Raw genomic sequence first — 14,812 nt, 5'->3', positions numbered from 1 at the left:
TATAATCATCTTACGTTATAATAAGATAAAACGTTTTTTTATTTCTTAAATAATCTCTTTCTAAATACAAACATACTCATCGCTGAAAGAACTAACGCTATGCCTGAAAGTAATGTTGATGTATTCTCTTGTCCACCTGTTGCTCCTAATGATTTCTTACTTTCTTCTTGCTTATTAACAACTGGTTTATTTTCTTTCACAACTTGATTATTCACGTTTTGTTCTTGGACTACTGTGGATTGATTTACTGCGTCTTTTGAACCTTCAATTTCTTTTCCTGTTCCTTTTATCTCAGCTTTCGCCTCTTCAACTCCTGTTGTTGGCTCGTCCACTTCTTCTTTTACCTCTTCAACTTCTTTTATTGGCTCTTTTACTTCCTCTTGCTCTTCTTCAACTTCTTTTATCGTTTCTTTCACTTCTTCTTTTGTTTCTTCAACTTCTTTTTCCGGCTCTTTTACTTCTTCTTTCGGTATTAATTTTTCTACTATATTCTGCATGACGATGCCACTATATAATATGCCCGTCTCATAATGATCTGCATCCAAGTCAAATTCATATATTTTTTCTCCTAGAGTACTCCAAATGATTCCCTCATCAGTAAGCATTCCACCTGCACTCTTTAACGTAATCTTTTCAATTCGTTCCCCTTCTAAATCATATACAGGTATCTTCACTTCTTTATTTATTTCTGCATCATCCAAAATGACCTTTTGCCTTCTAACATCAATTGTTCCCCACTGGCCTAATTGTATTAACGGCCTTACATCACGAATCTCATTCCCAGCTAGATTTAAGCTAAATAGGTTTAGCATGGAACCAATAACCGTTACATCTTTAATATGATTGTCTTCAAGATTTAACCACTGTAAATTTTCCAATGAAGATAGTGGTGTTATATCTTCAATTTGATTATGAGATACATTCACATTATTCAATTGTTTCAAGTTTGAGATGAACTCAATATTTTTCAGGCCTACTCCTTCTAAAGTGAGATTTTCTAAGTTCGTCATGTACTCTAAACCTGTTATATCTTTTATCTCATTTCCTTTTTCTTTAAGGATCTCTAATTTTTTAATCTGTAATAAATCTTCTTTGGTGATGGGAGTGTTTAAATTCTCTCTACCTAAATTCTCTTTATTAATATGTTGTTGTAAAGTTTTATCGAGAATTACATTTTCCTTTTGTTCATTATCCTCTTTTATTTCATCTAACCTTTCAACAACATTTTGAATTACTATTCCATTAAACTTAATACGATTTTCTTCTGGCTTTATATCTAATATAAATTCGTATGTTTTTTCACCGGTAGTACTCCATTTAACAGAACCATTATTAACTATTCCATCTCCATTCTTTAATTGAATAGTATCGAGTGGCTCTCCTTGTAAATTATAGATAGGTATTTTAACTTCCTTATCTTTTTCTACATCATCTAAAAAGATTTTTTGTCTTTGAACGTCAATGTACATTCTTTTTCCTAACTCTTGAACCGGTCTAACATCACGAATTTCATTTGACGCTAGCTTTAAATCATATAAACCTGTTAATTGACTAAGTGGTGTTATATCTGAAATATAGTTTTCTTCTAAATTAAGTGATTGTACAGTAGACATTCTTGATAAAGGTTCGATGTTTTCTAATTCATTTTTAGAAAGGTCTAACTCTACTAATTTTTTCATTGGTGTAATATGTTCAATATTAGTAAGTCCATTGTTACTTAAAGATAAACTCTTCACATTCTTCAGTTGCTCAATCCCAGCAAGATTAGCATTACTAATTTGATTATTTGCTACAGTCAAAGTCCTTAAAGATTTCGCTGTAAATAATGGTTTAATATCTTTTATATAATTACTATTTAAATCTAGCAATTTAATCTTCTTCATTTGACTTAGTGGGCTTAAATCTGAAATTTTATTATTTCTCAAGCTTAAACTCTCAATATGTTCTAACTCAGCCAAAGGTCCAATATCTTCAAGTTCGCCATAGGTTATACTTAATGATTTCAATTGCCTCAAATTCGAGATAAATTTTATATTTTCTAACTTAACTTCTTCCAACGTTAAGTTTTCTAAGTTCTTCATATATTCTAGACCGCTTACGTCTTTTATTCCTTTACTTTTGGCTTCAACGACTATTAAAGATTTAACTTTTAATAAATCTTCCTTAGTTATTGGGGTATCTAAATTTTCTCTATTCAAGTTATATTTATTAATATGCTTTTGTAATTGCTTATCTAATACTACATTTCCGTTTTTATCTTGTTGATCCAATTTATCCTCTTCATTTTCCTTTTGTTCTTCTGGAACATTATTTTCTAAATTTAATGTGTTTACTTCAAACTGTACTTGATACTTATTGTCATAAGCCATTGTCGGAATATAAATATGCATCTGCATATTATATCTCTTCCCTAATTCCCCTACTTCAAACTGAATCACTTTCGTTCCATTTTTCTTTTTATCTTCTGATATTACTTTCACATCATGAAACACACCTGGAGTATGTATATCCTCTGTTTTCAAGTATTGAAAGAAATCACTATCACTTAACGTTGCTGTTACAATTTTCTTTCCGTTCTCAACTGTTAATTTCGGATTTTTTATATAAACAGCTGCCATAGACTCTTCATTTGTTTTATCTTTATACGCTTTAATAACAGCGTCATATGTACCATCTTCTAAACCTTGTCCCGTTTTATTCGCCTCAATTGCTACTGCCGCTAAAGCAGGTGTTGAATAAACAGCAAACGGAAGTGATAACGTCGCCTCTATAATCATTGCATTTATATGTTTTCTTTTATTTCTTTTCAACTTGACATCTCCTCCAAAATATATAAATTAAAATGTAATCATTTCTCGAATAAATGATAATGATTTTCATTATCATTATCAACTAAAAAAATAAAAAGTTTACAAAAAATAACCCCTCAAAAAGGGGTTATGCCATTTTCTCTCCTGATTCTTCTTTAAAGAAGCTCTTCATCGCATGAAATACGTCTGCTTTTTGCTTTAAAATATAATATCTGAAGTTTTCATCTTTAATATTTTTATAGGCTGACATGAGGGTACTGTGGCGGTTGTACTGATTCACTTCCCCATATCCAAACATATTACACTTCTTCATTAATTCTTCAACAAGTTTTACACATCTAGCATTATCTGATGTTAAATTATCACCGTCTGAAAAATGGAATGGATAAATATTATAGCGGTCTGGTGAGTATTTATTATCAATTAGCTCGAGTGCTTTTTTGTATACAGAAGAACAAATTGTTCCACCACTTTCTCCTTTTGAGAAAAACTCTTCTTCTGGAACTACTTTTGCCTCTGTATGATGGGCAATAAATTCAATATCTACTGTTTCATACTTTGTACGTAGAAATCTCGTCATCCAGAAAAAGAAGCTCCGTGCCATATATTTCTCCCATATTCCCATCGATCCACTCGTATCCATCATCGCTAATACAACAGCTTTTGAATCTGGCTTTAATACTTCATTCCAAGTACGGAACTTTAAATCTTCTTGATGAATTGGATGAAAAGATGCTTTACCACGCATCGCATTTCGTTTATATGCGGATATCATCGTTCTTTTCTTATCGATGTTGCCCAATAATCCCGTTTTTCTAATATCATTAAATTCAACATGTTCAATCTTGTTTTCATCCATTTCTTTTCTCTTTAAATTAGGTAATTCTAATTCTTTGAAAAATGCTTGCTCTAATTCCAAAATAGAGACTTCAGCTTCATAATAATCTTCTCCAGCCGCATCCCCTGCTCCTTGCCCTTTTCCTGGTCCTTTTTGCTTTTGACCACCTGATCCATCTCTCGCAACGACATCACCAACTTTGCTGTCACCATTTCCTTGCCCAACGTGTTTGTTTTTATCATAATTGTACCTAATCTTATATTCATCTAAAGAACGAATCGGTATTTTTACAACGTCCTTACCATTAGACATAACAATGCTTTCTTCTGTTACAAGATCGGGTAAATTATTCTTAATTGCCTCTTGTACTTTCTCTTGATGGCGTTGTTGGTCGTCATATCCTTTGCGATGGAGGGACCAGTTTTCCTGTGAAATCGTATAATTTGGTTGGTTTTCTTCACCCATTTCTTTCCCTCCTTACTGTAATTGTATTCCTATATGAACAGCAAGCTAGAAATTTTGTTTTATACTGTACCAGCTAGAATGAAAGGTAACTGCCCATCGAAAATCATCCCATAAACATATATAACGTTTTTCATATAATACTCCGAGCATCCTAAACAAAATTTTGCCACTCACATACTAGAAAAGAATCATTCAGCCTTTGATAAGAAAGAAACACAATGCATAGTTGCACACATTTACACTTTGCAACATATTGTATTGTGTTGGCTTTTTTCGTATGAATGGTTGGTTACTCTATCATATGCATATTGTAAAAATAATTGACAATAAATTCATAAAATTGCATCTTAATTTATTACATTTGGACAAGGTATGACACTTTACACATATGACTGGATAATAAAACGCTGTCCCGCAAAATACAAGAGACAGCGTTTTGTTATCAAACTATCGGTTTAGCAGACTACCTACATAGCGTAATAATTCATTTGCTGAAGAAGAATTATAGCCGTGCTCATCAATTAAACGTGCAACAACATCATTAATTTTCTTCAGCTGATTTTCGTCTGGTGTTTTCGTTGATGTTGTAATTTTCACTATATCTTTTAAATCAGCAAATAGCTTCTTCTGAATCGCTTCACGAAGACGTTCGTGCGAATTATAGTCGAAGCGTTTTCCTTTACGTGCATAAGCAGAGATGCGAATTAATATTTCTTCCCGGAATGCTTTTTTAGCATTTTCTGAAATTCCAATTTGCTCCTCAATCGAGCGCATTAACTTTTCATCTGGGCTCATTTCTTCACCTGTTAACGGATCACGTAATTTCGACTTATTGCAGTACGCCTCAACGTTGTCTAAGTAATTATCCATAAGTGTCTTAGCGGATTCTTCATACGAATAAACAAACGCTTTTTGTACTTCTTTTTTAGCAATTTCATCATATTCTTTTCTTGCTAATGAAATGAAGTTCATATAGCGCTCTCGGTCTTCATTACTAATCGATGGATGCTGATCCAATCCATCTTTTAAAGATCTAAGCACATCTAGAGCATTAATAGATGGTACCTCTTTTCGAATAATTGTAGAAGAAATGCGGTTAATAACGTAACGAGGATCAATACCTTTCATACCTTCATCTTGATATTCGCGTTGCAACTCCTCTACATCAATCGCATTATAACCTTCTACCGTTTCTCCATCATACAAACGCATCTTTTTAATTAAATCAATATCTGGACGCTTCGGATCTTTTAAACGAGTTAAAATCGTAAACATTGCTGCAACCCGAAGTGTATGCGGTGCAATGTGCACATCGGACACGTCACTTTCACGAATCATTTTTTCATAAATATGTTCTTCTTCACTCACTCGTAAATTATATGGAACTGGCATTACAATAATTCTTGAGTGTAAGGCTTCATTTTTCTTATTTGCTATGAAAGAGCGATACTCTGTTTCATTCGTATGCGCTACAATTAATTCATCTGCTGAAATAAGTGCAAATCTTCCCGCTTTAAAATTCCCTTCTTGCGTAAGCGATAATAAATGCCATAAAAACTTCTCGTCGCATTTTAACATCTCTTGGAATTCCATCATCCCACGGTTTGCCTTATTCAATTCTCCATCGAAGCGATACGCTCGTGGATCTGATTCTGAACCATATTCTGCAATTGTAGAAAAGTCCAAGCTACCTGTTAAATCTGCAATATCTTGTGATTTAGGATCAGAAGGGCTAAATGTACCAATACCAGTTCGGCGATCTTCAGAGAAGAAAATACGCTCCACAACTACATCTTCAATTCTCCCACCATATTCTTGCTCTAGGCGCATAACGTTGAGTGGTGATAAATTCCCTTCAATTCTTACTCCATACTCATCAAAGAAATCATCTCGTAAATGATGCGGAATTAAATGAAGTGGATCTTCATGCATTGGGCACCCTTTAATTGCAAAAATTGCTCCTCGATCTGTTCTTGAATATGTTTCTAATCCTCGTTTCAACATCGTAACTAATGTTGATTTACCTCCACTAACAGGACCCATTAATAATAAAATACGTTTTCTAACATCTAATCGTTTTGCAGACGGATGAAAATATTCCTCTACAAGACGTTCTAAAGCATCCTCTAACCCAAATAGCTGATTACTAAAGAAGTTATACTTTCTTCTACCATCAACTTCTTCAATTCCAGCATCTTTTATCATATTGTAAATGCGAGAGTGTGCTGTTTGAGCCACCCATGGTCTTTCCTTCACAAGCTCCAAATACTCCGCAAACGTACCTTCCCATTGTAAGCGTTCTTCTGCTTCTCGATGCTGTTCAATTTTTTTTAGAATATCCATTATAGCTCCTCCCCCATCTCCTTGTTCAATCAGATTATTATAAAAGGTATGCTAGGATGTCCTTAAACATTCTTTAAATCAAAATGAAATATACAGTAGTGTTATAAAATTCTCTCCAAAATTCAAAGAAAATTCTGTATAATATAGGTATTAAAGTTTTTACACCTCTATTCATTTTAAATAAATTCTTTTCTTCCAAGAACATTACATACATTTCGATTCATATTTCAGATTCGTAAACTGAAAAAATAGGAGGGATATTAGTATGAAATTATTATTAATTTTAGGTGTATCACTCACATTTCTTACAGCTATTTTTACATCTGGTTACAATGATAAACCCGGTACACATAAAAAGTGATGTGCTTCTTAGCACATCACTTTTTTTATCGATTATTTATAATACACATTTTCCACATCATATTTTGATAAAGGGCGGCTATAATAATAACCTTGTACAAACTTCACATTCTTTTCCTTCAAAAATTGTATTTGTTCCGCTTTTTCTACCCCTTCTGCAATTACATTCAATTCCAACGTATGAGCTAGATGAATAATTGCAGCCGTAATATTCGTATCGCGTTCATCTACATGTATACCTTCCATAAAAGAACGATCAATTTTCAAAGTATCAATTGGATACGTTTTTAAATAACTCAAAGATGAATACCCTGTACCAAAATCATCTAAATGAATCTTTAAATTTTGTTCTTTTAATTGTAGCAATACTCTTTTCGATATATCTTTATGTATAAGGGCTCCTTCTGTAACCTCTATCGCTAATAAATGAGCTGGTACATTGTACTTATGTAAAGCTCGTGTAATCATCTCTATTAATGTAATAGAGCGAAAATGCCTGGCTGAAATATTAACTGCAATTGGGACAACTTCATATCCTTTATTTAACCATTCGCGTATTTGTCGACATACTTCATTTACTACCCATTCATCAAGCTTAATAATAAATCCTGTTCTTTCTGCTAGCGGAATAAATTGATTGGGAGAGACAAATCCTAATTCTTTATTCTCCCACCTTATTAAAGCCTCCATACTAGCTATTTTTTTCGTTTCAATATTAATTTGCGGCTGATAATATAAGAAGAATTCATTTTTTTCTATAGCACGATGTAATTGGTTTTCTATTATAAATCTTTGTTCACGCTCACAATCTAACCCACTGCAATAAAAATGATAATGCCCTTTTCCTTTTTCTTTTGCTTTTTCCAAAGCAGCATCAACTCTTTGGAATAATATCTTTTCATCTTCTCCATCTGTTGGAGCCATTACAATTCCGATTGAAGCACTTAAATACACGTCCTCTTCTTCGATTACAAAATGTTCACTAATCCTTTTCAGTATGTTTTTGGAAACTCCCTCTACACGTTCTTTCGTTATATTTTCTATTAACATAACAAATTGATCATCGTGTTCTCTAAATAAGTGTATACCGGGTATTTGAAAACTGCTTAAACATTCTGTAACTTTTTGTAACACTTTATCTCCTTCTTTATGACCAAACGTATCATTAATAAGGTGAAATTCATCTAAATCTATAAAGATAAACGCAAAAGCTACCTTCTCATTTAAAAAATCATTTAACTTATTTGTACATGAAATTCTATTCATTAATCCTGTTAGCTGATCATAATAAGCTAAATATTCCGTTCTCATTTCATTTAATATTTGCTTTGTAACATCCCTTGTAACAATATATACTCCAACAATTTCACCATTTACAATAATCGGGATAGTTCTCAAGGAAATATAGAGCTCGTACCCTTCTTTATGAACATATTTCTTTGAAACAATTTGCTTTGCCCTTCCTTGCATGGCTTCTTTAAATATAATTTGAAAATCTTTTTCATATTCTTTATTAATAAATTCAAAAATAAACTTATTATTTAATTCTTCAAATCGGTATCCAAATATTTCATACGTTGCTGGATTTGCATATGTAATTCTTCCTATAGAATCTATAGATATGATGGAGTCATTATTATATTCTAGTAATGACTTAAACAGCATTTGTTTTTCCTCTATCTCCATCTTCTCCTCTATTTGAGCTGTGATATCCCTTGTAATACAAATAATAAACTGACATACTCCTTCTTCATCAAATACAGGATTAAGTGAAGATTCATAATGTAAATTACCAGTTGGTAAACTAACTACATCACAAAAGGTATGTGCTTTCGCTTCGCTCGCTACTTTTGCATATTGCACTTGCAATATTTCCGCCGTATCTTCCGGTAATACTTCTGCAAAAGTTTTTCCATAACATTCTTCACTTAGCTTCGCATAATCCATACCTAACTTATTTACATAAATATATGTAAATGTTTCATCATCAATAACTTTCACAATAAATACTAAATCTTGAATAGCATGTAATAATCCTCTTCTTATTAAATCCATATCTATCATACTTAAAAAGGTATTTTGATTACTATATTGTTCCTTCATATTTATCTCAACCCGTCTGATCTATTTTTATTCATATATCCCATTTTATATGAATATGTATCCTTTTTTAAATGTATGATTACATATTATTTTTATTTTTAGAAAAAAAGTCGCCATATGGCGACTTTTAATAAACAATTTCTAAATCTAATCCTGGATAATTTTGTTGACGGAATGCTTCATAAATTAAAATAGCTGCTGTATTAGATAAATTTAATGAACGCACTTTATCAGTCATTGGAATACGTAAACAATGATCGAAATTTTCTTCGATTACATTAGCTGGTAAGCCGTTCGTTTCTCTTCCAAATACAAAATAGTAATCCTTCTCACGTTTGCTATAATCAAACGCTGTATGAGCTTTCTCGCCATACTTTGTTAAATAGAAGAATTCACCGTCTTTATTTTTCTCATAAAACTCTTCAATTGAATCATAATACGTAATTTTCACGTGCTGCCAATAATCTAATCCTGCACGCTTTAACATTTTATCATCCGTTGAAAATCCAAGCGGTCTAATCAAATGTAATTCTGTTCCAGTTGCTGCACAAGTACGAGCAATATTCCCTGTATTTGCTGGAATTTCTGGTTGATATAAAACAACATGTACTCCCACGCGATATTCACCTCTGTTTTTTGTCTACTACGTATTATACCACTTGAGCGAAAAATCTCTACCCATTAATAATATGAAAGAATTTATATTTCATTTGTGGTGTATATTTACTAGAATCTTCATAGTTCCAATAACGCCGACGGCTATTCGCTGAATGTGCATTTACAAGTGGCATACCATCTGCGTCTTTTGCTACTACAATCGTCGTATGGTTCCACCTACCATCATCCTCGAAATCATAAGCGATGACATCACCAAGAATAAGGTCCTCTGGCCTTTCTACAGCTTCAGCTCGAAGTCCTGATGTAGCACCTGACAAATACCAATAAAAAGAGTGTGCAACAGCCCAGCTCCAACTCCACTGATTCTCCCTTTGCCACCATCCTTTACGAATATTAGGATATCCATTCATTGGTACTTCTCCAGTATGAAGACATTGAGAAATAAAATTCGTACAATTATCAGGGAAATTACGATATGCAGGGTTTCGATCATCCCACCAACGCTCTGCATATTTAACTGCCTCTAAACGGTTGTACTGATAGGAACCGTACTTCTCTTTTGTAACTTCCCTTTCTAATGTCTCACTCATTCCAACTGCTTCTGGCACTTCAATAGCATAATCACCTATTATCCGGCTATTATTTAAACAAACTCTTCGTTTTAATTGTTCCTCTTCAATATAAAATAATTCTTTATGCTTAATTAAATATTTAAAATGTATTTGATAATCAATTTCTTGATGATTGCTATTATTTAATTGCCTCATAAAAGAAACATCCGCAGTTGCTTTTACTATCTCTGCATTACGCTTTTGAAATAATTGTTTCTTTCTCTTTGCTATTTGCAATAAATCTTCAGCAATACCATCTACATTTGTTCGTTTCTCTGTTATATATGCTAAAAAGTGTTGGACTTGCTTTTCAATATTTATTTTTACAACCATTTCGTCTCCCTCCCATATTACAATATGAAAAAGGGAGATATTATCTACTCTTTTTTCTGCGCTAACAGTTCAAGTCCGCGATTCATTTCATGAAGAACCTCTTCGTCTTTCTCACGTTGCATCGCTTTTTCAATAGCTTCGCCCACGCCGTCTCCACCAATTTTTCCAAGCGCCCACGCTGCCGTCCCGCGAAGCACTGGTCTTGGATCATCTTTCATAACACCTATTAAATCTGGAATTGCTGATGCTTCTTTAAAATGTGCAAGTGCCAAAATTGCATTTCGTTGCAACGGTTTTTTACCTCTCCATGAACCAGACATAATTCCATATTTCTCTTTAAAATCACGATTGCTAATTGTTAAAAGCGGTGTTAATAACGGTTTAACTAACTCAGGATCTGGTTCCATCTCAGGGTGATTATGAAAATCCATTCCTTTATTTTTCGGACAAACTGTCTGACACGTATCACATCCATAAATACGATTACCTATTTTGTCGCGATACTCTTCTGGTAGGAATCCTTTCGTCTGTGTTAAAAATGCTATACACTTCTTCGAATCTAACTGTCCTCCTTGTATTAAAGCACCTGTAGGACAAATATCAATACACTTTGTACAGCTCCCGCATTGATCTTCTATCGGCTGATCTGGTGGGAATGGAACGTTTGTAATCATTTCTCCTAAATATACATACGAACCAAATTCAGGTGTAATAATAGAGCAGTTCTTACCGCTCCATCCAATACCAGCACGCTCTGAAACAGCTCGATCACTTAATTCACCCGTATCAACCATTGACTTAACTTCTATATCGGGAAGTTTTTCGATTAAATATGCTTCTAATTTCTGCAAACGATCTCGTAAAACGAGATGATAATCTTGTCCCCAAGAAGCACGACAAAAAATCCCGCGGCGTTCTCCACGCTTACTTAATGGTGCATTTTTTAATTTTGAAGGATACGCTAATGCAATCGCAATAATTGATTTTGCACCAGGTAATAGAAGCTGTGGGTTCGTTCTCTTTTCTATATCAGGCTCTTCAAATCCAGATTGATAATTTAATTGTTGCTGCTGGATTAACCGCTGCTTTAATTCTTCAAATGGTGAAGCACTAGCAAAGCCTATTTTATCTATACCAATCGTTTTACTATACGCAATAACATCTTGCTTTAATTGTTCAAAATCCATTCCTAATCGCCTCCTCAGATGAATCCATCCTTTATGTAACGATCTATTAGTTAGCAATTCACTTTCGGAATACTATTCTTTACTTCTATTTTCGCATACAATTACGTTTTCCAAACATTAAAAAACGCAATGCCTCGTTTATCTCGGAAACGAAACACTGCGTTGATCACAATTTATAGAAAAACATTTAATAAAATTTGGAGCGGGTGAAGAGAATCGAACTCTCGACCAGAGCTTGGAAGGCTCTTGTTTTACCACTAAACTACACCCGCAAATATGAAATACATATAAGATATTAGAATAACTTATGTAAAGTATTATAGCATGTACAAAAAGCGGAAGCAAGAATTTTATCGAAAAAAGTCGAAAAAGTGATGAGTAGCTCATCACTTTTTCAATTCTTTATCAATCGCCTTCTTCATACTATCGAAATCAGGGTTTGCAAGATTTCCGTTTATATATACTGAAGGAGCACCTTGAACTTTTAATTTTTGAGCACGATCTGAATCTTTACGTACTTTTTCTTTTATTTCTTTACTGTGTAAATCTTTCTTAAATTGATCTACATCAACTTTCGGAAGCTTCTCTTTCACAATGTTAAGAAGTAATTCTTCTGTAATCCATTCTTCCGTATCTTTCTTTTGACTTTGATAAATCTCATCATAGAAAGTCCAGAATGAATCTTTATCTTGTTTATAAATTGCTTCACCAGCTGCTGCACCTAAATCAGAGTCTTTCCCAATAAACGGAAAATTAATAAAGTATAACTGCACTTTACCTTTATCAATATACTCTTCTTTTAATCGTGGCAATACTGTTACATCCCAAGTACGACAAGCGGGACATTTGAAGTCTCCAAATTCAACTACCTTAACCGGAGCATCATCTTTCCCTAAAGATTGTTGTGTGGAATAAGCAAACATCTCATTCCCTTTATCTTTTTTGTCATTTATGATGCTATACGCAATCGTTCCGATCACAATCAATACTGCAATGGAAAAAACTATACCAAGAGCCATGAGTTTGTTCGATGATTTCATATACATTCCTCTTTAATTTCATATTCTGTATACAGCATTGTACACAATACACATAATATCAACACTTATATACGTCACGCAATGAACACGCTCACATAAATTACAAAAACACAATAATTGTGACGATATTGTGTCACGATTTGTCACGATTTGTCACAATTTATTCAAAAAAAGAAGCTCCTATGTAGGAACTTCCATTAGCTTACTGCTTTTTCACGAGCACTATTTAACATCGACTGCTCTGTTTTTATATCATGACGAATGACTAACTTCTCACTAACTGCTTGCACATACTCATCATGATTGATATAGCCTTCTTTCTCCATCAATCTCAAAACGACATTTCGTCTCTCTACGGCCTTATCATAATTTTGTGCCGGTGAGTAATAAGCAGGTGCCTTTACTACAGCAGCCATCATTGCACTTTCAGCCAATGTTAATTGGCTCACCTTTTTACCGAAGTATAGGTTTGCTGCTTTTTCAATTCCCCATGCTCCTTCTCCGTAATAAATATTGCTTACATACAATTTTAAAATTTCATCCTTCGTAAATGTACGTTCAATTTTTTTCGTATAGAAAATCTCTTTCCACTTACGAGAAAATGTACGTTCATTCGTTAAAAAAGCATTTTTAGATAACTGCTGTGTAATTGTGCTTCCGCCTTGCACAACACCACCAGCTTTTATATTTTCAACAGACGCTCTGACAATCGCTATATAATCTAAACCGTTATGATGATAAAACCTTTTATCTTCTGTCGCAATAAATGCATGTGTCAATGATTCTGGTACCTCTAACTTAGCCGGTACATGTAATTTACTAATATCACTTTTCTCAATCATTACATTTCCAATGAATAATAACGTAAAACTTAACAATAATAATAAAATAATGGCTTTATAAAAAAACTTAGTCATTGGATTTAATGCAACTTTTTGATGATAATTCACCCTAGATAATACTCGTTCTTTCATCTTAAACACCTCTTTTCCACATAGCGTATAACTCTTACTTTAAGAATACCTTGTTGTAAAAAAATATCCCATCGATTTCTCTTACACGTACCTTACATCATTGTAAGGTATAAATTGAAACTTTCATCAGACCCCCACCAATCTGGCTGCCCGGCAAATAGCGGGATAAAAAAGTATTGTATCACAGTCCTTTTTTATCTACTATTCATCTGAAATATTGAATATAGATTATGCTAAATCAATAGCAGATTAGATCTTAAGGCTATTATACTTTCTCTATTAAAGCGCCCTATTTTCATTATATCATCTACCAATATATATACTTTTGAGTATCTAGTAATCTAAATGTACATAATATATCATATATTATACAGAACAAACGTTCTTTAAATCAATACTAACACTATTATTATTTTGACCTTTTTCTTAAACAGTATACAAAAAAGAGTAGTGATTTGACTGTATCTCAAATCGGCTACTCTTTTCTTTACAATCTTCCTATTAAGTTATACGGCTGCACTTCCCACGTTTCATACGGAATGAAATGGATTGCTCTCATCGCATCAAGCGTTCTGGATTTCATATGAGGACGCGTTATATACTCATTTATGTTCTCTTCGTTTAAAGCTACAAATTTAGCCTCTTGTATTTCTTCATGTTGAATTTTTATTTCACCGCTTACATATACTACTTTAAAAACGACAGCTAAAATGTTCATGGAAGCATTATAATAAACTCCTGTAACTCCAAGCGGCTTCACAGTTAAACCCGTCTCCTCAAGCATTTCCCTACAAACAGCTTGATCGAGTGCTTCCCCTTCTTCTACCTGTCCTCCTGGTAACTCCCACGTATCAGCTCGCCAGTGTACCTTTGCTAATAACACTTCATCTTTTTCATTTGTTAAATAGCCTGCTACAGCAACGATATGTTTTGGTGTTTTTTGTTCCATGTTAAGCCTCCTAGCAATAATGAATATTTCATATATCCCTATAAGCATATTCCCTGTTTACAATAAAATACCTTTATTAAAAAAGCCCCTATTCGTTAAACGAACTGATATTATCCCCTTTAGGTAGACAGTGTGAAAAAGACCATGTATACACATGGATGTTACACTATTACGTGGAGGG

Annotated in this window: 10 protein-coding genes and 1 tRNA gene; all 11 read right to left on the bottom strand. The window is 33.4% G+C overall.

Annotated features, from left to right (window positions below; translation table 11 throughout):
- Positions 1 to 38 precede the first annotated feature (38 nt).
- Positions 39 to 2,810: an NEAT domain-containing protein gene (locus PDQ33_RS16910; protein WP_270756303.1), complete on the bottom strand. Its 2,772-nt coding sequence runs from the start codon at positions 2,808 to 2,810 to the stop codon at positions 39 to 41.
- A 127-nt stretch (positions 2,811 to 2,937) separates the two neighbouring features.
- Complete coding sequence (gene yhbH, locus PDQ33_RS16905; RefSeq protein ID WP_270756302.1) at positions 2,938 to 4,113, bottom strand: sporulation protein YhbH; 1,176 nt, start codon at positions 4,111 to 4,113, stop codon at positions 2,938 to 2,940.
- A gap of 447 nt (positions 4,114 to 4,560) precedes the next feature.
- On the bottom strand, positions 4,561 to 6,456 hold the full coding sequence (locus PDQ33_RS16900) for a PrkA family serine protein kinase (protein ID WP_000353279.1): 1,896 nt from the start codon (positions 6,454 to 6,456) through the stop codon (positions 4,561 to 4,563).
- Between the two features lie 393 nt (positions 6,457 to 6,849).
- Positions 6,850 to 8,919, bottom strand: a complete 2,070-nt coding sequence (locus PDQ33_RS16895; protein ID WP_000664307.1) for a sensor domain-containing protein — start codon at positions 8,917 to 8,919, stop codon at positions 6,850 to 6,852.
- A 127-nt stretch (positions 8,920 to 9,046) separates the two neighbouring features.
- Positions 9,047 to 9,535, bottom strand: coding sequence for a tRNA (uridine(34)/cytosine(34)/5-carboxymethylaminomethyluridine(34)-2'-O)-methyltransferase TrmL (trmL, locus tag PDQ33_RS16890; RefSeq protein WP_000538147.1), 489 nt, complete (start codon positions 9,533 to 9,535; stop codon positions 9,047 to 9,049).
- 58 nt (positions 9,536 to 9,593) lie between these two features.
- Complete coding sequence (locus tag PDQ33_RS16885; protein WP_000260539.1) at positions 9,594 to 10,481, bottom strand: amidase domain-containing protein; 888 nt, start codon at positions 10,479 to 10,481, stop codon at positions 9,594 to 9,596.
- 44 nt (positions 10,482 to 10,525) lie between these two features.
- Positions 10,526 to 11,668: a tRNA epoxyqueuosine(34) reductase QueG gene (gene queG / locus PDQ33_RS16880; protein WP_000345218.1), complete on the bottom strand. Its 1,143-nt coding sequence runs from the start codon at positions 11,666 to 11,668 to the stop codon at positions 10,526 to 10,528.
- 198 nt (positions 11,669 to 11,866) lie between these two features.
- A tRNA-Gly gene (locus PDQ33_RS16875) sits at positions 11,867 to 11,940 on the bottom strand.
- Positions 11,941 to 12,054: 114 nt separating this feature from the next.
- Positions 12,055 to 12,708, bottom strand: coding sequence for a DsbA family protein (locus PDQ33_RS16870; protein WP_000842720.1), 654 nt, complete (start codon positions 12,706 to 12,708; stop codon positions 12,055 to 12,057).
- A gap of 197 nt (positions 12,709 to 12,905) precedes the next feature.
- Positions 12,906 to 13,682: a transglycosylase domain-containing protein gene (locus tag PDQ33_RS16865; RefSeq protein WP_000664704.1), complete on the bottom strand. Its 777-nt coding sequence runs from the start codon at positions 13,680 to 13,682 to the stop codon at positions 12,906 to 12,908.
- Positions 13,683 to 14,169: 487 nt separating this feature from the next.
- Complete coding sequence (locus PDQ33_RS16860; RefSeq protein ID WP_061131278.1) at positions 14,170 to 14,631, bottom strand: NUDIX hydrolase; 462 nt, start codon at positions 14,629 to 14,631, stop codon at positions 14,170 to 14,172.
- Between the last annotated feature and the right edge of the window lie 181 nt (positions 14,632 to 14,812).

This window comes from Bacillus cereus group sp. Bc031 (assembly GCF_027716265.1).
GTDB lineage: Bacteria > Bacillota > Bacilli > Bacillales > Bacillaceae_G > Bacillus_A > Bacillus_A paranthracis.
This window is presented reverse-complemented; position numbering and strand designations above follow the sequence as displayed.